The following is a 21,702-nucleotide window of genomic DNA, read 5'->3' as shown; positions in this document are numbered from 1 at the left end:
TTTCCGCGCCTTGTGGTCACATCGGTCGGATTTCGTTCGTCATCGGCATGACGCACGGCAGACAGGGAATGTGACCGATGGACGAAAAAAAGATTCTGGCAGGCCAGTTCGAGGCGAACCGCGCTCATCTGAAAGCTGTTGCCTTCCGCATGCTCGGATCCCGCACCGAGGCCGAGGATGCCGTGCAGGAAACATGGGTGCGGCTGAACCGGACCGATGTCGGCGATGTCGACAATCTCGGTGCCTGGCTGAGAACGGTGGTGGCACGCATCTGCCTGGACATGCTGCGCTCACGCAAATTGCGCCGCGAAGATCCGATCGGCGACGGAGAGCCGGAGTTGCCGTCGGAGGCTGGGACCATTTCCTACGATCCCGAGCATCAACTCGCCATGGCCGATTCCATTGGTCTTGCCATGCTCATCGTCCTGGAGACGCTTGGGCCGGCCGAGCGCGTCGCTTTCGTCCTGCACGACATGTTCGACCTGCCGTTCGATGACATTGCCCCGATCGTCGGGCGCACGACCGATGCAACACGCAAGCTGGCCAGCCGCGCCCGCCAGCGCGTACAGGGCACTTCGGTCTCGCCGGAGGCGGACCGTGCCCGCCAGCGCAAAGTCGTTGAAGCCTTTATCGCGGCGTCACGTGACGGCAATTTCGAGGCGCTGCTCTCCATTCTCGATCCGGGGGTCGTGTTCCGGGCTGATGAGGCCGCGATGCGGTTGGGCTCCGAGGCCGAACTGCATGGGCCGACGGCGGTTGCCAATGCGTTCAACGGCCGTGCCCGTAGCGCAAAGCCGGCCATGCTCGATGGTGCGCTCGGCGTCGTGGTCGAGGCCGGTGGCCGGACACTGCTTGTCTTGCGTGTCACACTGAAAGGCGATCGCATCGCCGGCATCGAGGCGGTCGCGGAACACGACAGCCTGGCTGGGATGGATGTGGCGATTTTCGAGTGAATGCGATCAGCGCTTCGGAGGAATCGAGTAGGTACCGGTGGCCTGCGCGACCGTGTGTCCCGTCGCCCCTGCGACGATATCGATGTCGTAGACCATCAGGCTCCTGCCCAGCTTCAGGATGCGGCAGTGGCCGAGAACCGGTCCTGCTTCGGCTTTGCGCATGAAATTGATGTTGAGATTGGTGGTGACGGACAGTGCATCAGGGCCCGCGTGGGAAAGCACGCAGACATACCCGCCAATATCGGCCAGCGTGAACAGGCAGGGGCCGGAGACAGTGCCGCCCGGGCGCAGGTGCCGCTCGTCTGCATTGAGGCGAACCGTGCAGCCGCCCGGAAAGATGTCGACCGCCTCATAGGCGAGATAATCGTCGTTGAGCTGCGGGTAGACCGACTTCAGGAGGTCATTGGCCTCGCCGGCGGTCAACACCGGCTTGAGATCGTCCTGCATCGGCATGGCATCGTCCGTTCGCTGTCGTGGCGCTTCGGTTGAAGCTTCACGCCTGTTAAGGTGTTGAAGCAATTCCAGGAAAAGTGTGTAACGGTTTTCCGTCCGGAATTGCGAAAAAACAAAGAGTTAGAGCGTTTCCGAGTTTCCGTTGAAAACGGAAACGCTCTAAGGTCCAGAAAGCATGCCCAAAGCCTTTCCTTCAATCGGCAGCGTGCTAGTTCTTTTGTTCCATACTGAACGAAACCGACGGCTGGTTCGTCGAACAGCGGAGATCAAGACGTGGCCGAAATCGTCGCCATCAAGACCGAACCCGTCGGGCCGGTACTGGCCGAGCAGGTCAATGGCATCGCCCGGATCACGCTTGCCAGCCCGCCCGCAAATGCCTTGTCCCTGGCTGTCATGGCTGCGTTGCAGGCGGAATTCGACCGGCTGCGCGAGGATCCGTCCGTGCGCGTCATTGTGCTCGCCGCTTCCGGCAAGGTGTTCTGTGCCGGACACGACCTCAAGGAACTCACCGCCAATCGCAATGAAGGCGACCGCGGCAGGGCCTTCTTTGAAAAGACCTTCGCCGCATGCTCGACCTTGATGCAGGCCATCGTGCGTCATCCGAAGCCTGTGATCGCGGCTGTCGATGGATTGGCGACAGCAGCCGGCCTGCAACTCGTCGCCAGCTGCGATCTGGCGATTGCCTCGCATGAGGCGACATTCTGCACGCCGGGCGTCAACATCGGTCTGTTCTGCTCGACGCCGATGGTGGCGCTGTCGCGCAATGTCTCACGCAAGCAGGCTATGGAAATGCTGTTGACCGGCGAAACCATCGACGCCGCGACCGCCAAGGAATTCGGCCTGATCAACCGCATCGTGCCACGCGAATACTTGAATCAGGTCGTGACCAAATACGCGCAAACCATTGCTTCAAAATCGCCTTTGACGATCCGCATTGGGAAGGAAGCCTTCTATGCTCAGGCAGAGATGGGGCTCTCGGACGCTTATGACTATGCGGGACGCGTGATGGTGGACAACATGCTGGCGCGCGACGCCGAAGAGGGCATCGGTGCCTTCATCGGCAAGCGGCAGCCGGAATGGAAGGGGGAATAATCATTGGACAAACTGGACCCTATGGGGTTTGGATGTCGCGCGATGGTCGTTGTACTTGGTGCGGACGACCTGTGCAGTTCCAAGACTGCCAAGTTGATCACATTGTTCCAAAGTCAGTTGGCTGCCAGCAGAGCAGATTTGCCGAGATCAAAGAAAAATATGGGCTCGATCAAGCATTTGAAGTGGAATCATTTGAAAATTGGGCACCCATTTGTGCGCGCTGCAATCTGGTGAAATCGGATAGAACCTTCACTGATGCGCCAATAATCGTTTCGCATTTAACGATGGCTCGAATACTTGCAGGCTTGGCGCGTGATAACGCTGAGAAGATCAGAGAGGACAAGTACAAATCGAAGGTATTTTCTAGGATTGAAAATGCTGTTTTCCATGGGGACGTTACGATCGAAGAGATAAAGGAATTCCTTGTCGGTCTAGCTGCGATTTCGAGGCGATCTTCGAATTTCGAATACCCAGAACTTGAATTAGCTCCTGGATGGTTTTTTCGAACGGATGGTATATTTGCTGAAGTTCGAGACCAAATAACTGGCCTAAAAGGATCGATAATGATCCTCAAACCCCAATGAGCCAAAGCCTCGTTTTCGACATCCGGCCCAACACTGTCTGGCACGTCGAGGAGGCCTGTCGCCAGGCCTGGCCAGCAGCGGTGGAGCAGGTTGCCGAGGGCTGGTTGCTGCGCCGTTCGGGCGGCGGCATCCGCCGGACCAACTCCGCCAATCCGCTGGCGGGCGAGCGCCATTGCGATGCTGCGCTGATCGACAGGGTCGAAGCTTTCTATCGTGGTTTCCGCCAGGTGCCGGTGTTCCGGCTCACCGATTTCACGCGCGAGATGTCGGCCGAACTCGACCGGCGCGGCTACACGACACAGGCGAGCACGCTGACATTGCTGGCGCCTTTGGCGACCCAGCCTCTATCCGATGCCAATGATGTGACGGTGACGACCGAACCAACAGAAAACTGGTTCGATCTACGAGACCGCCTGGCGAAGGATCCGGTGATCTTCCGCGACATGGTCGCTTCGATCAATCTGCCGAAAGCTTTCGCCTCGGCGCGCGCCGGTGGTCGCACCGCCTCGATCGCCTATGGTGTCCTCTGCCACGGCATGCTGGTGGTGGAATCTGTCGCCACTCACCCGAACCATCGTGGCAACGGACTGGCCAAGCGGACGGTCGGTGCGCTGATGAACTGGGCGCGCGGCGCCGGAGCAGACAAGGCCTGCCTGCAGGTGGTGGCCGACAATCATCCAGCCCTTGCGGTTTACCGGGCTTTGGGCTTCAACACCTCGCTTTACAGCTATCATTATCGTTTCGCACCGGATGCCGCATGAACCACGACAGCTATGACAATGCCTACATCGCCGGCATCCTGAATTCGGTGAAGACCATCGCCATCGTCGGCGCTTCGGCCAATGACGTGCGGCCGAGCTGGTTCGTACTGAAATACATGCTGGACAAAGGGTTTTCGGTTTTCCCGATCAATCCCGGCCATGCCGGCAAGGAGATCCTCGGGCGTATGACCTATGCCAGGCTGGCGGATATCCCTCAGCCGATCGACATGGTCGATATCTTCCGTGCGCCGGCCGCGGTGCCGGGCATCGTCGACGAAGTGCTGGCGCTCGATCCGCTGCCCAAAGTGCTATGGATGCAGCTTGGCGTGCGCCATGACGAGGCGGCGTCAAAGGCGGAGGCCGCCGGCATCAAGGTGGTGATGAACCGCTGCCCCAAGATCGAATATGGCCGCCTCTCCGGCGAGATCGGATGGAATGGCGTCAATTCGGGCGTGCTGTCCTCCAAGAAGCCCATCATGCGCCAGGGTTTCCAGAGTTTTGGCGTTCGCCAGAGGTAGCCAGCAATAATATTCCAGGGTTTTGCCAAAACCTTGGTCGAGGGTTTGAAAAATAGCACTCAACAGGCAAAATCTTCTTTGCATTCGGTGCGCGGCTCGCCCAAGAATGCCCGGCGATTTTTTGGGGCGATTTGAGGAGGTTTTCGATGAGCCAGCGCGCACCAGGTTTCAACACGCTCGCGGTTCACGCCGGGGCCAAACCCGATCCGGCCACGGGTGCTCGCGCCACGCCGATCTACCAGACCACATCCTACGTCTTCGATGATGCCGACCACGCAGCCTCGCTGTTCGGCCTGAAGGCGTTCGGCAACATCTACACCCGCATCATGAACCCGACACAGGCGGTGCTCGAGGAGCGCGTCGCTGCTCTCGAAGGCGGCACGGCTGCACTTGCCGTGGCATCGGGCCACGCTGCACAACTGCTGGTCGCGCACACATTGCTGAAATCCGGCGAGAATTTCGTTGCCGCACGTCGGCTCTACGGCGGTTCGATCAACCAGTTCGGCCATGCTTTCAAGAACTTCGGCTGGGAAGTGCGCTGGGGCGACACCAATGATGTCTCCACCTTCGAGAAGCAGATCGACGAAAACACCAAGTTCATCTTCGCCGAGAGCCTGGCCAACCCGAACGGCGAGTTCGTCGACATTGAAAAGCTCGGCGATATTGCCCGCAAGCATGGCATTCCGCTGGTCGTCGACAACACGCTGGCGACGCCCTATCTGGTCCGACCGATCGAGCACGGCGCCGATATCGTCGTGCACTCGCTGACCAAGTTCATCGGCGGCCATGGCAATTCGATCGGTGGCGTCATCGTCGATGGCGGCACTTTCGACTGGTCGAAGTCCGGCAAATATCCGATGCTGTCCGAACCGCGCCCCGAATATGGCGGCCTGGTGCTGCACGAGACCTTCGGCAATTTCGCCTTCGCCATCGCGACCCGCGTACTCGGCCTGCGCGATTTCGGTCCGGCGATCTCGCCCTTCAACGCCTTCCTGATCCTGACCGGCCTGGAAACGCTACCGCTGCGTATGCAGCGCCACTGCGACAACGCTTCGACCGTGGCGGCCTGGCTCGCCAACCATCCGAAAGTATCCTGGGTGTCCTATCCCGGACTGTCGACGGACAAGAACAATGCGCTGCACAAGAAGTACTCGCCACTGGGTGCGGGCGCTGTCTTCACCTTCGGTCTCAAGGGCGGCTACGAAGCCGGCGTGAAGTTCGTCGAGGCGCTGGAACTGTTCTCGCATCTGGCCAATGTCGGCGACACCAAGTCGCTGGTCATCCACCCGGCATCGACAACGCATCGGCAGCTTTCCGACGAACAGAAGGTTGCGGCTGGCGCAGGTCCGGACACCGTGCGTCTCTCGGTCGGCATCGAGGACGTGAACGATATCGTCGCGGATCTCGAACAGGCGCTCGCCAAAGTCTGATCGGCATGGCACAGAAGGCTCCGGATCAGACCGGAGCCTTTTTCATGAGCCAGCCGAAATTCCTCACCGTTTCCACTGACGGCATCGAGCCGGAACATGGCGCGCCGGCTCCGGACCGTCTGGTTTCGGGCGATCCGAAATTCCGTACCTGGAATGCCGAAGAGCGCGGTGGCGGTCTCTACGCCGGTATATGGGAATCAACGCCGGGCAAATGGCGTATCGTCTATGACGAATGGGAGTTCTGCCACATCCTCTCAGGCGTCTCCGTGATCGCGGAGGAAGGTGGGGAGGCGCGCACCGTGCGGGCAGGCGACAGTTTCGTGCTCAGGCCCGGCTTCAAGGGAAGCTGGGAAGTGCTTGAAACGACTCGCAAGGAATATGTCATCAAGCTCTGACGGCATGCCTATCCCGGTACCCGACCCGATACCCTGAAGAAAGTGTGCGAGGTCACCAGCACGTCAGGATCCGCAAGATGGGTTTCGAGCGCGGCCATGTCCGTTTCGAGGTCGTACTGTGCGATGAACCCCTGATCGATCATCTTCTCGCGCACATTGTTGACGAACTCGTAGAGCATCGGCCGCCGGTCGTGTCCGAGCGGATAGACATGGTAGACCGCGTCGACATGGATGTCGGTCAGGCCCGCTTCGTGGAACAGGCGATGCGTGCGCCGGCCGATAAACAGGTCGATGCCTTGTGCCGCTGAGTACGCGATGTAGGCGTTGAGCAGCCGCTCCCAGGCCGGCAGTACCGGATCGCAGAAATGGGCGACGAAATCGGCCTCGAAGCTCGCGATCCAGCCCCCCGGCCGCACCAGCGCCACCATCTCGCGCACGATGCGCTGCGGCTCCGGCACATTGACCAGGACCAGCCGCATATGCGCGCCGTCGAACGACCCGCGTTCCAGCCCGGTATCATAGGCATCGCCCTCACGCACCTCGACTTGCGGCAGCGCATGATCGGCGACGAACCGACGTGCCATGTCGACGAAATGCGGGCTGCGCTCAAGGCCCAGCACCGAGCCGGTCACGCCGACGCGCTTGCCAAGCAGATGCAGTACGCCGCCTGGTCCGCAACCCAGGTCGATGACCCGTTCACCCGGCTTGATGCCGATCCGCTCGAATTGTGCATCGGAATCCGGTGCCAGATTGGCGATCTGCCGTTTCAGCCTTGCTTCCTCGGCCGGGCCACGGCCGAGCAGATATTTGTCCTGCCGCATGGTGCACGCTCCCCCTCATCGAGACGTACGGCGATGCGAAACAATGCCTTCGAAAGAAGCAAGGATAGCACGAAAAGGCAGCGTTGGCGTGGGAACTTCATCTCGCGCTTATGTAAGCAAATCAGGAGCGGAGGCTGAGCCTTTCCAGTCCATGGAAGTGATAAGTGTCGCGGAACTTTGGCTCTTCGGCGAACTGTAATGTCGGCAGGCGCTCGAACAGCGTCTTCAGCGATACCTGCAGTTCCAGCCTGGCCAATGGGGCCCCGATGCAGAAATGGATGCCGGCGCCAAAGGAGACATTCTTCTGATCGTCGCGTTCTGGGGTAAAGACATCCGGTCCCGCGAAGGCGGAAGGGTCGCGATTGGCCATTCCGAGCAGGAGACCGATCTGCTCGTTCTGCTTTATGGTTACCCCCGGTACGACTTCGATGTCCTGATAGGCGTAGCGGGTGAACATATGCAGCGGTGCATCGTAGCGCAGGCATTCCTCGACAGCTGCGGCGGTAGCTTCCGGCGACGTGAAGAAACGTCGAGGGTCGCCGCCCTGCGCGAGGACTGAACGCACTGCGTTGCCGGTCTGATGCACGGTTGCCTCATGGCCTGCGTTGAGCAGAAGGATGGTCGAGGACACCAGTTCGTCTTCCGAGAGTTTCTGTCCGTCCTCCTGAGCCGAGATCAGCAGCGACAGCAGGTCGTCACCTGGCTGCTTGCGTCGTTCGGCGACATAGCCGCGCAGAAAGTCGGCAAATTCGCGCGCCGCGCGGTTGGCCGTATCCTCGGTCTCGCGCGTGCGCCCGTGCATGTACATGGCCACCATCTGGTGCGACCAGTCGAGCAGCTGCGGCCCCATTGCCACAGGCACGCCGAGCATCTCGGCGATGATGGTAATTGGCAAAGGCGCTGCATAGGCAGGCAGCAGGTCCACGGGTTTGCCCGGCTCGAAGCGATCGATCAGTTCGTTGGCGAGCGCTTCCACGCGGGGCCGCAGCCGCTCCACCTGGCGAGAGACGAAAGCGCGGTTGACCAGCGTGCGCAGTCGGGTGTGCACCGGCGGCTCCAGCTCCAGCATGGAATTGGCTTCAATCGCGTCGAACGCGGCCAGATGGCTGCGATCCCGGTCGACGCCACGGCTGTCTGGAATGCCGGCCGGGTTCTGTCGACCGAAGCGGCGGTCGCGGAGCAGGCCGTTGACCATGTCGTAGCCGCCCAGGCACCAGAAGCCGAATTCCTTCCAGAAGAAGGCCGGACTGTTGGCATGCAGCCAGGCATAGGCCTCATAGGGACTCTGGACGAAAGCCGGCTCGTGCGGATCGAGACTGACGTGCCGGGTGGCCGGATCGAAGGAGAGATAGGCTGGCTTGGTCGGCATATGTCGGTCTCAGCTCGCAAAGGAAAGGCATAGGATCGGGCCGGAACCCGCCTCGATGCGGCGCCAATTCACGAAGGCAGCACTTTCGCACAAGGCGACGAGCAGATCCGGCCGGTTGCGTTTGAGCGCTTCAGCCTGCTCCAGCTGAATGACGACGATGCCGCCTTTTTCCACATGGACGGTTGAAAGGCCAGCATCCGGTTCGTCCAGATGCGACATGCAGTCGATCCAGGCGTCCCAGTTGCGGCCATAGAAATCCGGGAAACCAAAGGTTTCGGCAAAGAGGCGGTGCAGATCGGTGACGTTGGAGCAGTCGATGCGCACAAGGCGATGCAAGAGACCCTCCCGGGTGTGAGCCAATACGACGTCGACCTGAGCAGATCGAGTGCGGTCGGTAAATCGACTTCCGGCCTCACTTCAAGTCGGGCTGGCCGATGCGGTGCCGTACGGCCAGGAGGACCAGTCCCAAAAGCGCCGTAAGATAGCCACCCAGCAGGAAGGGTGACGCGATTCCAGCTTCATTGGCCAGGAAGGCTCCGAGCGGCGGTCCTGCGAGTGTCGCCAACGCGATCGCGGCTTCGCCGATAGCCGAGACCCTGCCCAGCAGATTGGCGGGCGTTTCCCGCTGCAGAACGGTTCGGTAGGGCACGAACAGCCCGGCGCAGGCAATCCGCACGGCGAACAGCGTGGTGAGGAACAGCTGCAGCGGCATCGAAATGTCGTTGCGGCCCACGTGGCCGATGGTGGCGACGAGAATGCCGCTGGTGATGCCCGCGAAGGCCATGAGGACAAGCGGATCGCGTCGCTCGCCGAATTGTCCAAGCAGAAGCGCGCCAACCACTCCACCGGCACCAAGGACGGCGATCGCGGTGCCGAACATTGAGCTGGGGTAGCCGACCTCCTTGACCAGAAGCGCGATCAGCCCGTCATACAGAAACATGACCAGGAAGCCGATGGTCATGGCAAGGATGGCAGTTGCGAGAACGGGACGGCTGCGGATGTGGGTAATCCCCTGCCTGAGCTCACTGCGGAAACCGGCACGCTCCGATTTGTCGGGCAGGGGGCGCAGCGCGGAGGGCAGCCCCAGGACGAGAAAGGCTGCGACCAGCGATAGGCCGGCGTTGAGGAAGAAGACGACGGTAGGTTCTACGGCGATCATCAACGCGCCGCCCAAAGCAGGTCCCGCCACCTTCGTCGTCTGGTTGATGGTGTGGCTCAGCCCGTTGGCGGCCATGAGGCGGTCGGGAGGGGTGAGCAACGGGATCGCGGCCTGTTTTGCGGGTGTGAACACGGCATCCACACTCGACTTGAGCGCCACGAGCGTCAACAGGATCGGCAGATCGGGAGCTATTGCGAAGGCTGCGGTTGCCAAAGCTCGAAACACATTGCTGGCGACGAGCAACACGCGCAGGTCCGCCCGATCGACGACCACACCGATGGCGGGCCCGAGCACGACATAAGGCAGACTGATCGCCAGCATGAGGAAAGCCAGTGCGGTCGGCCCCTCCTGCCAGGAATATGCCAGCAATGTTCCCAGCGCCACGAGATCCAGCCAATCCGCGAGATCGGCCGGGATCTGAGCCGCAAGCAGCCGACGCAGGCGAGGCACCGCCAGTGGCGCGCGGGCAGGAGGGAGCGTTCGAAACAGATCCATATTAGAGGAATTGCATGGATCCGGACGCCGCGGATCGCCGAAAGGACAAGTCCTGGCGACAATTGACAGAAAAGAAGCCGGGCCATCGACCCGGCTTCTTCGATGGGCTGGCGCTCGTGGCTGCTGGCGGGAAGCCACCACCGCCATCAGACGATTTTTCAAGCGGGATTCATGGCTGCGAAGGTGGTTTCGTAATTGCCATCGCGTTCAGCCCAACGCCGGGCACGATCGCGTTCGACCAGCACCTCGCCTCCGGGATGTTCGCCCAGCTCCAGCAGCTGCATCACCTCCGAGACATAGGCATCGACGGCCATGGCGCGTGGATCGATGGCCTGCTGGGCGCCGGTGAGCTGTGTCTGCACGTAAGGCGGTGCAAGCTCAAGCACCTCGACGGGAACGTTGCGGAGTTGGTGCCGCAGTGATTGCAGCCAGGAATGCAGGAACGCCTTGCTTGCACAATAGGCAGGAAAATCGGCACGAGGCACGAAGGCCAGGTTCGAACTGGTGGCGATGATCGTCGCACCAGGCCGTCCCTTCAGCATCGGCAAGAGGGCTGCTGTGGCGCGCAGTACGCCCAATATGTTGGTTTCGACGATCGCCTCGGCGTCAGAAGCATCCCAACTGTCGGAAGTCATGTCTTCCGCCCGCGAAATGCCCGCGTTGGCAACGACTACGTTGAGTTCGGGGAAATGCAGCCGGACGTTGGCTGTGACGCGGGCGAGCGAGGCCGGATCGGCCAGATCGAGCTGGATGCCGTGGAGTTCTGGCCGGCCCGCCGTGATTTCATCGAGCAGTGACTGCCGCCGTCCCGTGATGATGACGCGATTGCCACGGGCATGGAAAGCCTCGGCCAGCGCGCGACCGATACCGCTCGTTCCACCGGTGATGAGGATGGTGTTGCCAGTCATTTTCATAGGTTTTGCCTTTCAGGTGCTTGTTGGAGAAAGGCGGACGGGGAGCCTGGCTGTGCGCGGCGCGACAGCGTGCATCCTGGCAGCACGTGCCTGCCAATGCATGTGTCGAGCGGGCCACAAGCCGCTGTGCGGGAAGAATGGACATACCGTTGCGCCTTCGTGATCGAGATCTCCCAGCCGGGACCTTCTCGAAAAGGCGCGTTGGATGACGGTAACGCCTACGGCAGCGCTAGAGTGACTGCGGGTGGATGGCTACCGCAGGTGCCTCAGGCACGTCAAGCGTGAGTTGAACACAAGAAGGTGCGGGGCCTATGCCTGTGGGCCTATGCCCTCGACGACGATGCGGACAAGCCGGCGCACCTGGCTGTGATCGAACGCTTCTCCCGCAAGCGAGTTCAGCATCGCCTGGCCATAGATCCCGAGCAGGACCAGGGCCATGTAGCTTGCTTCCTCATCCCTGCGTACCAGGCCCTGCTGCTGTCCAAGAGCAAGAATGTCCCTGACCAGCCCCTGAAAAGACGGGCGCCCGGACGGTGGCTCCAGGGACGGCCGTGTGGAAGGCGCAAGCGCCAGGCGTGCCAGTGACGGGTTGGCCATGCACCAGCCTGCGCTGTCTGTCAGAACCAGTTCCAGCAATTCGGTGACGTTCGTGTTGCGCGTCATCAGCTCGCGATAGCTGGCATCGTTCGCTTCCACGCGGGCGATGAGGCTTAACGCGATGTCCTCCTTCGAGGCGAACAGATTGTAGACGGTCTTGCGGGTCAATCCGGCACGCCCGGCTATTTCCTCGACCGAGGTGTTCTCGAACCCGAATTCCCGGAATGCGCCGTCGGCGGCGTCGAGGATCAGATTTCTGGACCGTTCAGTGCGTTTCAAGCTTGGCATTTTTATACATATGTGTAAATTTACTCATCTGTAAATATTGGTGATGACGTGGCTTCCATCCTGACGCAGTTCGGGCCTGAAATCTGGCTTGCCGAAGGCCCGACCGTAACAGCCGCGGCCGGTTTTCACTATCCGACGCTCATGGCTGTCATTCGCCTGTCCGGCAACCAGCTGTTCATCTGGTCGCCGGTTGCCCTTACAGCCGAATTGCAGGCGGCGGTCAGTGCGTTGGGCGAGGTGGCCTATCTCGTCCCGCCCAATTCGCTGCATCACCTGTTCCTTGGTGACTGGCAGGGTGCCTTTCCACAAGCGAAGACTTATGCCCCGCAGGGGCTGCGCGAGAAACGACCCGATATCCCGTTTGATGGTGATCTCGCCGACATCGGCCAGTCGGCCTGGAACACGGATATGAAGCAGGTCGTCATGGGCGGAAATCGCATCACGACCGAAGTCGTGTTTTTTCACCTGGCGAGCCGCACGGTTCTGTTCTGCGATCTGATCCAGCAATTCAAACCCGGCTGGTTCTCTGGCTGGCGCGGGGTCGTGGCGCGGCTTGATCTGATGACCGGCGCCGAGGCGTCCGTGCCGCGCAAGTTTCGGATCGCATTCACGGACAGGCGGGCGGCGCGCGGCTCAATCGAGAAGATCCTGGCCTGGCCGGCGGACAACGTGTTGATGGCTCATGGCGACCCGATAACGCGGGACGGGCAGGCTTTCCTGCGTCGGGCATTCCGTTGGTTGCTTTGAGCTACGGTCATTGCTGGCGCCGGCAAAAAAGCCGGAGGAAATGCCCGGCTTTGTCTGCACGCTGCCTGCTCAGTACTGGCAGTGCCGTGGAATGTGCACGCGGCGCCAGCCGGTCTGGCCTTCGGAGACCATCACGCGGCGTGCGACCTGCCGGTAGGTGGGCGGCACCTCCAGCACCCGCTCGGATCCCGGCTGGACGACGACCTGCTCGGTCTCGTAGCCATATTCCGCGGGGATGACGACGCGGCGGCGCGATTCCGGCTGGATCACGACGGTTTCGGCTACCCTCTCGTAGCGCGGCTTGTATTTGATCTTGCAGAGCACGCGGCGGCCGTTGATCCAGCGCCATTCCCAGCCATAGCCACCATCCGAGACCTGCACGGTGCGGTAGCGCGTGTCGACCACAGCCGGGATCACCTCGTAGGTGACGCGTTCAGGGCGGATCAGTACGGCGCGCTGGCGCGTGCCATAGATCGGCGGCGTCCTGACCACCCGGCTGTAGCCCGGGCTGACCTGTTCCTCGCCATAGATGGTGTCGTAGACCGGACGCGTCCGGTATGGTTCGTAACATTCGACCGCGCGGCCGCCGGCCACTGTTTCCGAGGCGGTGCCGAGCATGATCAGCGCGGACACGGCCAGCGAAAGCTGCTTCTTCAACATATGCCACCCCTTTTTACGCGAACTGACGCCGCTCGCTTCAACTTTAACGGACGGTGGTGGGCGGGAAAGTGAATTCTTTAAAATTCGTTAACGGCGGCAAGGCCATAAAATGCGCTGGCCGGATGGCTAGGCGGCCCGGTCTTGCGCTAGGGTGAGCCGGCATCCTATCTACGGAAACGACCGTCAGCATCGATTCCGCCCATTCGGAGCGGAAACCCCATCCAGGCAAGGGACCATTTATGAAGAGCCCCATCGAAACTTACATGAACCTCGTTCCGATGGTGGTCGAACAGACCAATCGCGGCGAACGGGCTTACGATATCTTCTCGCGTCTTCTCAAGGAACGCATCATCTTCATCACCGGCCCGGTCGAGGACGGCATGGCGACGCTGGTTTGCGCGCAGCTGCTCTTCCTGGAAGCCGAGAACCCGAAGAAGGAAATCAACCTCTACATCAACTCGCCGGGTGGCGTGGTGACGTCCGGCATGGCGATCTATGACACCATGCAGTTCATCAAGCCGGCGGTTTCGACGCTCTGCATCGGCCAGGCTGCATCGATGGGCTCGCTGCTGCTCTGCGCCGGCCACAAGGATATGCGCTTTGCCACGCCCAACGCCCGCATCATGGTGCACCAGCCATCGGGTGGCTTCCAGGGCCAGGCCTCGGACATCGAGCGCCACGCGCAGGATATCATCAAGCTGAAGCGTCGTCTGAACGAGGTCTATGTCAAGCACACCGGCAAGGACTACGAGACCATTGAAAAGACGCTCGACCGCGACCATTTCATGACCGCCGACGAGGCCCGGGATTTCGGTCTCATCGACAAGGTCATTGAAAGCCGCGACCCGGCGGAAACGGCTGCAAGCTGATAGCCGGACCAGCGAAAATTGTCAGTTGTCGGCGGCAGACCACGCTTTTGGTGTGGTTTGCGGCATTTCAGCCACAATTGGCTGTTTCCTCGACGACGACGATTGCCTACGTTAAGGCTATGTTGATTTTCGGCGGCTTAGCTTTCCGTGGGGCTGCAGGAATCATTGCCACGTTTTCTGATTTGTGTTTCGTACGGAATGCGTTGCAGGAGCCAGACCACTGGCCGGCGCGGATTCCCGCGATAGATATGTAGGTGTGCCATACGCCAAACCATCGGCGGGTGCCCATGAAAGGACTGGGACGATGAGTAAGGTCAGCAACAGCGGCGGTGACTCCAAGAACACCCTGTATTGCTCCTTCTGTGGCAAGAGCCAGCACGAGGTGCGCAAGCTGATCGCCGGACCGACGGTGTTCATCTGCGACGAATGCGTCGAATTGTGCATGGACATCATCCGCGAGGAGAATAAGACCTCGATGGTGAAGTCGCGCGAAGGCGTGCCGACACCGCAGGAAATCCTGAAAGTGCTGGATGACTATGTCATCGGTCAGCCTTACGCCAAGCGCGTGCTGTCGGTGGCCGTCCACAATCACTACAAGCGCCTTGCGCACGCCGGCAAGAGCAACGATGTCGAGCTGGCGAAGTCGAACATCCTTCTGATCGGCCCGACCGGCTGCGGCAAGACGTTGCTTGCCCAGACGCTCGCCCGCATCATTGACGTGCCGTTCACGATGGCTGACGCCACGACCCTGACCGAAGCCGGTTATGTCGGCGAGGACGTCGAGAACATCATCCTGAAGCTGCTGCAGTCGGCCGACTACAATGTCGAGCGTGCGCAACGCGGCATCGTCTACATCGACGAGATCGACAAGATCAGCCGCAAGTCGGACAACCCTTCGATCACCCGCGACGTATCGGGCGAGGGCGTCCAGCAGGCGCTTCTGAAGATCATGGAAGGCACGGTTGCCTCGGTGCCGCCGCAGGGCGGCCGAAAGCATCCGCAGCAGGAATTCCTGCAGGTCGACACCGCCAACATCCTGTTCATCTGCGGCGGCGCGTTTGCCGGGCTGGACAAGATCATTTCGGATCGCGGCCGCAAGACCTCCATCGGTTTCGGCGCGACGGTGGCTTCGCCGGAAGATCGCCGCACTGGCGATCTGTTCCGCCAGGTCGAACCCGAGGATCTGCTGAAGTTCGGCCTGATCCCGGAATTCGTCGGCCGTCTGCCGGTGCTGGCGACGCTCGAGGATCTCGACGAGCCTGCGCTGATTCAGATCCTGACCGAGCCGAAGAACGCGCTGGTCAAGCAGTATCAGCGCCTGTTCGAGATGGAGAGCGTCGATCTGACCTTCCACGAGAACGCGCTGTCGGCGATCGCCAAGCGTGCCATCGAGCGCAAGACCGGCGCGCGCGGCCTGCGCTCGATCATGGAAGCCATCTTGCTCGACACCATGTTCGAGCTGCCGGCGCTCGAAGGCGTCCGTGAAGTCGTGATTTCGGAGGAGGTCGTTTCGGGCAATGCCCGGCCGCTCTACATCTACTCCGAACAGAAGGAAAAGAAGGGTAACGTCAGCGCCTGACGTGTCTTCTTTCAAGGTTGAAGCGGCGCCGTTCGGCGCCGTTTTCATTTCGTGGACGAGGTCACTGCGGGGCAGGTTGCCTAGCACTAAAGGTAGGTGGAGATGGACCTTGATCTTTGCCGGTGTCTTATCCACTTAACAGTCGAAGGCCACGGGCCGAATTCTGTGCTGCAAAACTCCCGTCACAATCGGTGGTAGGCGGAATGGTCCGCGGTCGTTAATATGAGATTCGCGATTGGCCAAAGGCGATCGTGAAGGAAAGGTTGGACAATGGCCAAAATATCCAAGGCTACCGGTGACGGCGCCTTTGCGGTTCTCCCGCTTCGCGACATCGTGGTGTTCCCACACATGATCGTTCCGCTCTTTGTCGGGCGCGAGAAGTCGATCAAGGCCCTCGAAGAAGTGATGGGTCAGGAAAAGCAGATCCTGCTCGCCACGCAGATGAATGCAGCCGACGACGATCCCGAGCCCGGTGCGATCTATGACATCGGCACGCTCGCCAACGTGCTGCAGCTGCTCAAGCTTCCCGATGGCACCGTGAAGGTGCTGGTCGAGGGTGTCGCGCGCGCCAAGATCGTGACCTTCACCGATCGTACCGACTATCACGAGGCCAAGGCCGGTGTTCTGGCCGAGCCGGAGGAGGAAGAGGTCGAGGTTGAGGCGCTGGCGCGTTCCGTGGTCTCGGACTTCGAGAACTACGTCAAGCTGAACAAGAAGATTTCGCCCGAGGTGGTCGGCGCTGCCAGCCAGATCGACGACTATTCCAAGCTCGCCGATACCGTTGCTTCGCATCTTGCCATCAAGATCCCCGAGAAGCAGGAAATGCTCGCCACGCTTTCCGTCAAGGAGCGTCTCGAGAAGGCTATGGGCTTCATGGAAGCCGAAATCTCCGTCCTGCAGGTGGAGAAGCGCATCCGCTCGCGCGTCAAGCGCCAGATGGAGAAGACGCAGCGCGAGTACTACCTCAACGAGCAGATGAAGGCGATCCAGAAGGAGCTCGGCGAGGGCGAGGACGGCCGCGACGAGGCCGCCGAGATCGAAGCGCGCATCAAGAAGACCAAGCTGACCAAGGAGGCTCGGGAGAAGGCTGAGGCGGAGCTGAAGAAGCTGCGCACCATGTCGCCGATGTCGGCCGAGGCCACGGTCGTGCGCAACTATCTCGACTGGATCCTGTCGATCCCGTGGGGCAAGAATTCCAAGGTCAAGCAGGACCTGAATTTCGCGCAGGACGTGCTCGATACCGATCACTATGGCCTCGACAAGGTCAAGGACCGTATCGTCGAGTACCTGGCCGTGCAGAGCCGCCAGAAGAAGCTGAAGGGGCCGATCCTGTGCCTCGTCGGCCCTCCCGGCGTCGGCAAGACCTCGCTCGGCAAGTCGATTGCCAAGGCGACAGGCCGTGAGTTCATCCGCATGGCGCTCGGCGGCGTGCGTGACGAAGCCGAGATCCGCGGTCACCGCCGCACCTACATCGGTTCGATGCCCGGCAAGGTCATCCAGTCGATGAAGAAGGCGAAGAAGTCCAACCCGCTCTTCCTGCTCGACGAGATCGACAAGATGGGCCAGGACTTCCGTGGCGATCCGTCTTCGGCGCTGCTCGAAGTGCTCGATCCGGAACAGAACGCAACGTTCATGGATCACTATCTGGAGGTCGAATACGATCTCTCGAGCGTGATGTTCGTGACGACGGCCAATACGCTGAACATCCCTGCGCCTCTGATGGATCGCATGGAGATCATCCGTATCGCCGGCTACACCGAGGACGAGAAGATCGAGATCGCCAAGCGGCACCTGCTGCCGAAGGTGGTGCGGGATCATGCGTTGCAGCCGAAGGAGTTCTCGGTTTCCGAGGATGCCATCCGTGCCGTCATCCAGACCTACACCCGCGAGGCGGGTGTCCGCAGCCTTGAGCGCGAGCTGATGAAGCTCGGTCGCAAGGCCGTGACCGAGATCCTCAAGACCAAGAAGAAGTCGGTGAAGATCACCGCCGCCAACTTGGCTGACTATCTCGGCGTGGAGCGGTACCGTTTCGGCCGTGCGGAGTCCGACGATCAGGTCGGTGTCGTCACCGGTCTGGCCTGGACCGAGGTCGGCGGCGAGTTGCTGACGGTGGAAGGTGTCATGATGCCCGGCAAGGGCAAGATGACGGTCACCGGCAACCTGCGCGACGTCATGAAGGAATCGATCTCGGCGGCGGCATCCTACGTCCGCAGCAGGGCACTCGATTTCGGCGTCGAGCCGCCACTGTTCGACAAGCGCGACATCCACGTGCACCTGCCGGAAGGCGCCACGCCGAAGGATGGTCCGTCCGCTGGTGCGGCCATGGCCACCGCTATCGTGTCGATCCTGACCGGTATTCCGGTCCGGGCCGATGTGGCGATGACCGGTGAGATCACGCTTCGCGGTCGCATCCTGCCGATCGGCGGCCTGAAGGAGAAGCTGCTCGCGGCATTGCGCGGCGGCATCAAGAAGGTGCTGATCCCGGAAGACAACGCCAAGGACCTGGCCGAGATTCCGGACAATGTGAAGAACGGAATGGAAATCATTCCGGTCTCCCGTGTCGGCGAGGTGCTGCGGCACGCTCTGGTCAGGATGCCTGAGCCGATCGAGTGGGTGGAGCCCGTCAACGCCCCGGCAAGCGCCGATGTCGATGATGCTGGAAAGTCGCTTGCTCATTAGAGCGTCGCGCGTCCGTTGGGGCGCGCGAAGCTGATCCAGGACTTTAGAGCCGTCGTTGTGTGCGACGAGAATCGGTTTCGATTTTCGGGTTGTTGCATGAGCATCGGCTAAGAGTGCAATGCACAAACGAAAAGCCGGGCCTTCACGCCCGGCTTTTTTGTGAAAAAGCCCGGTTTTCCGGGCTTTTTTCATTGTTTTGTCGGTCTTTTGGCTTGGTTGTCGGAACGCTTCTTTCTAAAGTCCAATCCCTGCCGGATGAGTCGCAAGTTCCGGTTTTCTCATGGAAGGGAATTTTGATGAACAAGAACGAACTGGTGTCCGCTGTCGCCGATGCCGCGAAGATCTCGAAGGGTGACGCGCAGTCGGCGGTGGATGCGGTGTTTGCCGTTATCACCGGCGAGTTGAAGAAGGGTGGCGATGTACGTCTCGTGGGCTTCGGCAATTTCTCGGTTTCGAAGCGCGCTGCCTCGACCGGCCGCAACCCGCAGACCGGCGCGGAAGTGAAGATTCCGGCCCGTACGGTGCCGAAGTTCACCGCCGGCAAGGGCCTGAAGGACGCCGTCAACTAAGGCGCGCTGTTTGTTCAGAACTGCGAAAAGCCGGGCCTAGCGCCCGGCTTTTTTGTTGGCCAGATGGCCAAACCCTGGCCCGGATTAGAAATATGTCTGTGGTTGAACCTGCCTGGCACGCTGGCGCAGGTAGAAACAATAGAAGCCGAAAGCCGCCGCGAACCACATGTAAGCCTCACCGATCGCCAACCGGTTGTTGGAGTTGCTGAGCAGTGTGATGGCGAAGAAGACCAGCGTTGAGATGTAGCAATGCCATGCGGCCGGCTCGATGAGTTTCGTCCGCGCCGCTTGCTGTACCTGCCTTGCCGACCAGGCGAACAGAAAGGCATAGAACGCCAGCCCCGCGATGCCGTAGCGCACGGCGATCTCAAGATAGCCGTTGTGGAAGACATCGTAGATTTGGGTGTGATAGGCCCTGTTTTGCCACTCGGTGAGCCAGGCTGAACTGGCGCCGAAAATCGGATGGTGTTTCCAGATTTCGAGCGCATTGGACCACAACATCAAGCGCTCTTTGGCCGATACAGGCGTCAGGTCGTTCTGGATGGCATGTTCGAGGGCATTGCCTACGCCGTTGGTGGCTGCGTCCGCAATGGACCTTCCGACGAAAGCAACCGTGTCGCCCGCAGTCGACGACAGGATACCGTAGGAGAAGAAAAGGCCAACGAGGATCAGAGCCAGGGCGCCCATAGCTACGAGTACGTGGCGCCGACTTCCCCGCAGCACGGTCAGGACAACCAGCAGAAGAAGCGCGGCAGCCAGGGCAAACCACACGCCCTTCGATCGCAGCGCGACGATGTTGACGACGGCAAAAGCCAGTACGGCTGCTGAGAGCAGCCAGAACAGCACCTTGCCTCCTGCTCCGAGATCGCTGCGCTGCATGGTGTAAATCGCAAACTGCAGCGCGCACAGGAAGATGAAACCGGCGCCGATCGCTGCGTGGATGGGGTTGTTGAACAGCACTGGCTCGGGTTTCAAACCTTGAAGTATAGCCGCGTAGCCGGTGGTCGCTGCAAGAAAAGCCAGGCTCAGAGCCATGAAACTTGCGGCTGCGATCGACGGGCGCCTGACATAGGCCAGGAGTGTGAAGCCCGTCGTCGCATAGAGGGCGGGAAACAAGTAGATGCCTTCAGATGCGCCGAGTTGACCGCTCGTGAAATAGACGACCGCGAGGCGGGCGAACACATAGAAGGTCCAGCCAAAACAGAGATATCCGACCCCGCCGATCAACGGCTTGCCGTATGTCCACAAATCCTTGCCCAGCCAGCGGAAGATGCCCGCCAAGAAAAGGAGGACCCCGGCGTAACGATAGGTATCTGCCTCCCGCCAGACTGGTGAGATGAAAGCCAGCACGAGAAGTGTTGCGAGCATCTGCCACAACAAAGGCTGTGTGGAGGCCGCAAAGTCCGCCCTCTCGCTGTCCAGCGGCGGGCGCAAAAAAACGTGATGCAAACGTCGAAACTGATCCTGCGCCCGGAAGGAGGCCGTTCCCAGCCGTTTCCACCACGAGAATCTGGCGCCCTTGTAGCTTCCGGAAGGCCCTGCGATGCTGGAAACAGCGCTGCGCGATGTGAAGCTCAATACGTTCTTCCGGGTCGAGTAGACTTCGAGGCCGGAATCCCAGAACCGTTCCAGAGCGATGTCCCAAGGCAGGGTCATCGTTGCAAGTTTCGAGATCAGCTTCTGCGCGCCTTGCCTTGTAACGAGATAGGCGGCTGCGGAGCCCTGCGGGCCATGGAGTGCCCGCCCGATCTCGTCGCCTTGCGAGGTTGTGACCGCTCGGATGAACAGCCCTGTTCTGTGGGTGGTGAGTTTTATGGCGTCGAAATTCGGTACGGCGGCGACGATCGCTTCAATCCGGCTCAACGTATCCTCGTTGAACGCGACGTCGTCCTCGATGATCAGTCCATATGGCTTGCCTTCGTCCAGGAATGTCCGCAACGCGGTCAGATGGCTCTGGTAGCAGGCATACTCCGTCGGCAGGATCTCTCGACCGCTTCGTGCCCTGGCCGTTGCCAGGTCGACACCGTTCCAATTCTCAACCGGCAGACCTCTGCCGTCGATCGCCGATACACGGCGCAAGGAAAGTCCCGCGGAACTGGCATTGCCCGCCAGCTCTTCCCAGCGGTCGACTTCGGTGTCGAGATTGATGGCAAAGATAGGGAGATCCATGTCGCGGTTCTAACGTTCCGATCGAAGCACGCTTTACATGCAGAATCACCAACTTGGCCAGCGCGCCGCAGCGCCAGTCTTTAAATTGTAGAGATTTTGGAGGTGTTGATAATCATGGCCATTCTTCACCGGGCTGTTTCGTGGCTGACAGTCGCGGCGGCCAGGGATGTTGTCGTGCTGAAGAAATGATGGTGCCCGCGACGCAGCCGAGCATGCCGCATCTTCATGCAGACAATGCCGCATGAAGATTGAAAAACAACAGCTTTCTGCTGAAAATTAGAATGGCGCGAGTGACGGGGCTCGAACCCGCGACCTCCGGCGTGACAGGCCGGCACTCTAACCGACTGAGCTACACCCGCGCACCAACGACACGTGTTTGTGTCGTCGTTGGCGGCTGGATAAGGGGTTCACCGGCGGGTGTCAAGCGGCCCGTCACGGCTAATTGCAGTTCATGCGAAGGTTTTTTGACAAGCCATCGGAAAGCCGCGAAAGCGCAAGCTTAACATCCCTTCAATCTTGTCATTTGGTCTTGCGAAGCGTTCGCGAACTGCTTAAAGGTCCGCGCCGGAGCGGGCGATTAGCTCAGTTGGTAGAGCGCTTC

General features: G+C 60.5%; 21 protein-coding genes and 1 tRNA gene. 12 read left to right on the top strand and 10 right to left on the bottom strand.

All coding sequences use genetic code 11. The annotated features are described in order from the left end of the window. The first annotated feature begins 77 nt into the window (after positions 1–77). A complete protein-coding gene (locus C1M53_RS00110) occupies positions 78–953 on the top strand; it encodes a sigma-70 family RNA polymerase sigma factor (protein WP_129410379.1) in 876 nt (291 codons plus the stop codon). A 6-nt stretch (positions 954–959) separates the two neighbouring features. Here the strand turns inward: C1M53_RS00110 and C1M53_RS00105 are convergent, their stop codons facing one another. Continuing rightward, complete coding sequence (locus tag C1M53_RS00105) at positions 960–1,406, bottom strand: PaaI family thioesterase (RefSeq protein WP_129410378.1); 447 nt, start codon at positions 1,404–1,406, stop codon at positions 960–962. Positions 1,407–1,679: 273 nt separating this feature from the next. On the opposite strand from C1M53_RS00105, the gene C1M53_RS00100 reads away from it, so the two are divergent. The 6 genes from C1M53_RS00100 to C1M53_RS00075 all read left to right on the top strand — a co-directional run bounded on the left by C1M53_RS00100 (position 1,680) and on the right by C1M53_RS00075 (position 6,186). Next, a complete protein-coding gene (locus C1M53_RS00100; RefSeq protein ID WP_129410377.1) occupies positions 1,680–2,498 on the top strand; it encodes an enoyl-CoA hydratase in 819 nt (272 codons plus the stop codon). 71 nt (positions 2,499–2,569) lie between these two features. Continuing rightward, positions 2,570–3,082, top strand: coding sequence for a hypothetical protein (locus C1M53_RS00095; protein WP_129410376.1), 513 nt, complete (start codon positions 2,570–2,572; stop codon positions 3,080–3,082). After that, positions 3,079–3,843 carry a GNAT family N-acetyltransferase gene (locus tag C1M53_RS00090; RefSeq protein WP_165358005.1) on the top strand — a complete coding sequence of 255 codons (765 nt, stop codon included), beginning with the start codon at positions 3,079–3,081 and terminating at the stop codon, positions 3,841–3,843. The genes C1M53_RS00095 and C1M53_RS00090 overlap by 4 nt, the downstream gene beginning before the upstream one ends. After that, entirely contained in the window at positions 3,840–4,361 is a 522-nt protein-coding gene (locus C1M53_RS00085) for a CoA-binding protein (RefSeq protein ID WP_129410375.1), read from the top strand. The genes C1M53_RS00090 and C1M53_RS00085 overlap by 4 nt, the downstream gene beginning before the upstream one ends. Positions 4,362–4,507: 146 nt before the next feature. Then, positions 4,508–5,791 (top strand): O-acetylhomoserine aminocarboxypropyltransferase, encoded by a 1,284-nt coding sequence (locus C1M53_RS00080; protein WP_129410374.1) that lies wholly within the window; start codon positions 4,508–4,510, stop codon positions 5,789–5,791. Between the two features lie 44 nt (positions 5,792–5,835). Next, the gene (locus C1M53_RS00075; RefSeq protein WP_129410373.1) at positions 5,836–6,186 is read left to right on the top strand and encodes a cupin domain-containing protein; all 351 of its coding nucleotides are present in this window, start codon (positions 5,836–5,838) and stop codon (positions 6,184–6,186) included. 8 nt (positions 6,187–6,194) lie between these two features. On the opposite strand, the gene C1M53_RS00070 is transcribed toward C1M53_RS00075, so the two are convergent. From C1M53_RS00070 to C1M53_RS00045, 6 genes are all read right to left on the bottom strand, one after another. Then, positions 6,195–7,007 (bottom strand): methyltransferase domain-containing protein, encoded by an 813-nt coding sequence (locus tag C1M53_RS00070; RefSeq protein ID WP_129410372.1) that lies wholly within the window; start codon positions 7,005–7,007, stop codon positions 6,195–6,197. A 121-nt stretch (positions 7,008–7,128) separates the two neighbouring features. Then, positions 7,129–8,376 carry a cytochrome P450 gene (locus C1M53_RS00065; protein WP_129410371.1) on the bottom strand — a complete coding sequence of 416 codons (1,248 nt, stop codon included), beginning with the start codon at positions 8,374–8,376 and terminating at the stop codon, positions 7,129–7,131. Positions 8,377–8,385: 9 nt separating this feature from the next. Then, positions 8,386–8,712 carry a barstar family protein gene (locus C1M53_RS00060; protein WP_129410370.1) on the bottom strand — a complete coding sequence of 109 codons (327 nt, stop codon included), beginning with the start codon at positions 8,710–8,712 and terminating at the stop codon, positions 8,386–8,388. Between the two features lie 76 nt (positions 8,713–8,788). Next, positions 8,789–10,030, bottom strand: a complete 1,242-nt coding sequence (locus tag C1M53_RS00055; RefSeq protein WP_165358004.1) for an MFS transporter — start codon at positions 10,028–10,030, stop codon at positions 8,789–8,791. 158 nt (positions 10,031–10,188) lie between these two features. Next, positions 10,189–10,944, bottom strand: coding sequence for an SDR family NAD(P)-dependent oxidoreductase (locus C1M53_RS00050; RefSeq protein WP_129410368.1), 756 nt, complete (start codon positions 10,942–10,944; stop codon positions 10,189–10,191). A 309-nt stretch (positions 10,945–11,253) separates the two neighbouring features. Beyond that, positions 11,254–11,829 (bottom strand): TetR/AcrR family transcriptional regulator, encoded by a 576-nt coding sequence (locus C1M53_RS00045; RefSeq protein ID WP_129410367.1) that lies wholly within the window; start codon positions 11,827–11,829, stop codon positions 11,254–11,256. Positions 11,830–11,886: 57 nt separating this feature from the next. On the opposite strand from C1M53_RS00045, the gene C1M53_RS00040 reads away from it, so the two are divergent. Then, the gene (locus tag C1M53_RS00040) at positions 11,887–12,576 is read left to right on the top strand and encodes a DUF4336 domain-containing protein (protein WP_129415952.1); all 690 of its coding nucleotides are present in this window, start codon (positions 11,887–11,889) and stop codon (positions 12,574–12,576) included. A gap of 69 nt (positions 12,577–12,645) precedes the next feature. On the opposite strand, the gene C1M53_RS00035 is transcribed toward C1M53_RS00040, so the two are convergent. Continuing rightward, positions 12,646–13,236, bottom strand: a complete 591-nt coding sequence (locus tag C1M53_RS00035) for a hypothetical protein (RefSeq protein ID WP_129410366.1) — start codon at positions 13,234–13,236, stop codon at positions 12,646–12,648. A gap of 239 nt (positions 13,237–13,475) precedes the next feature. On the opposite strand from C1M53_RS00035, the gene clpP reads away from it, so the two are divergent. From clpP to hupB, 4 genes are all read left to right on the top strand, one after another. Next, positions 13,476–14,105 (top strand): ATP-dependent Clp endopeptidase proteolytic subunit ClpP, encoded by a 630-nt coding sequence (clpP, locus tag C1M53_RS00030; protein WP_129410365.1) that lies wholly within the window; start codon positions 13,476–13,478, stop codon positions 14,103–14,105. 304 nt (positions 14,106–14,409) lie between these two features. Beyond that, positions 14,410–15,684, top strand: a complete 1,275-nt coding sequence (gene clpX / locus C1M53_RS00025) for an ATP-dependent Clp protease ATP-binding subunit ClpX (RefSeq protein ID WP_129410364.1) — start codon at positions 14,410–14,412, stop codon at positions 15,682–15,684. A gap of 270 nt (positions 15,685–15,954) precedes the next feature. Further along, positions 15,955–18,363, top strand: a complete 2,409-nt coding sequence (lon, locus tag C1M53_RS00020; RefSeq protein WP_129410363.1) for an endopeptidase La — start codon at positions 15,955–15,957, stop codon at positions 18,361–18,363. A 296-nt stretch (positions 18,364–18,659) separates the two neighbouring features. Continuing rightward, complete coding sequence (hupB, locus tag C1M53_RS00015) at positions 18,660–18,932, top strand: DNA-binding protein HupB (protein WP_129410362.1); 273 nt, start codon at positions 18,660–18,662, stop codon at positions 18,930–18,932. 84 nt (positions 18,933–19,016) lie between these two features. On the opposite strand, the gene C1M53_RS00010 is transcribed toward hupB, so the two are convergent. Next, positions 19,017–21,101, bottom strand: coding sequence for an O-antigen ligase family protein (locus C1M53_RS00010; protein ID WP_129410361.1), 2,085 nt, complete (start codon positions 21,099–21,101; stop codon positions 19,017–19,019). Between the two features lie 282 nt (positions 21,102–21,383). Then, a tRNA-Asp gene (locus tag C1M53_RS00005) sits at positions 21,384–21,460 on the bottom strand. Positions 21,461–21,702 lie beyond the last annotated feature (242 nt).

This window comes from Mesorhizobium sp. Pch-S (assembly GCF_004136315.1).
Classification (GTDB): Bacteria; Pseudomonadota; Alphaproteobacteria; order Rhizobiales; family Rhizobiaceae; genus Mesorhizobium.
The sequence above is the reverse complement of the archived record's forward strand: the minus strand, read 5'-3'. Positions and strand labels throughout refer to the sequence as shown.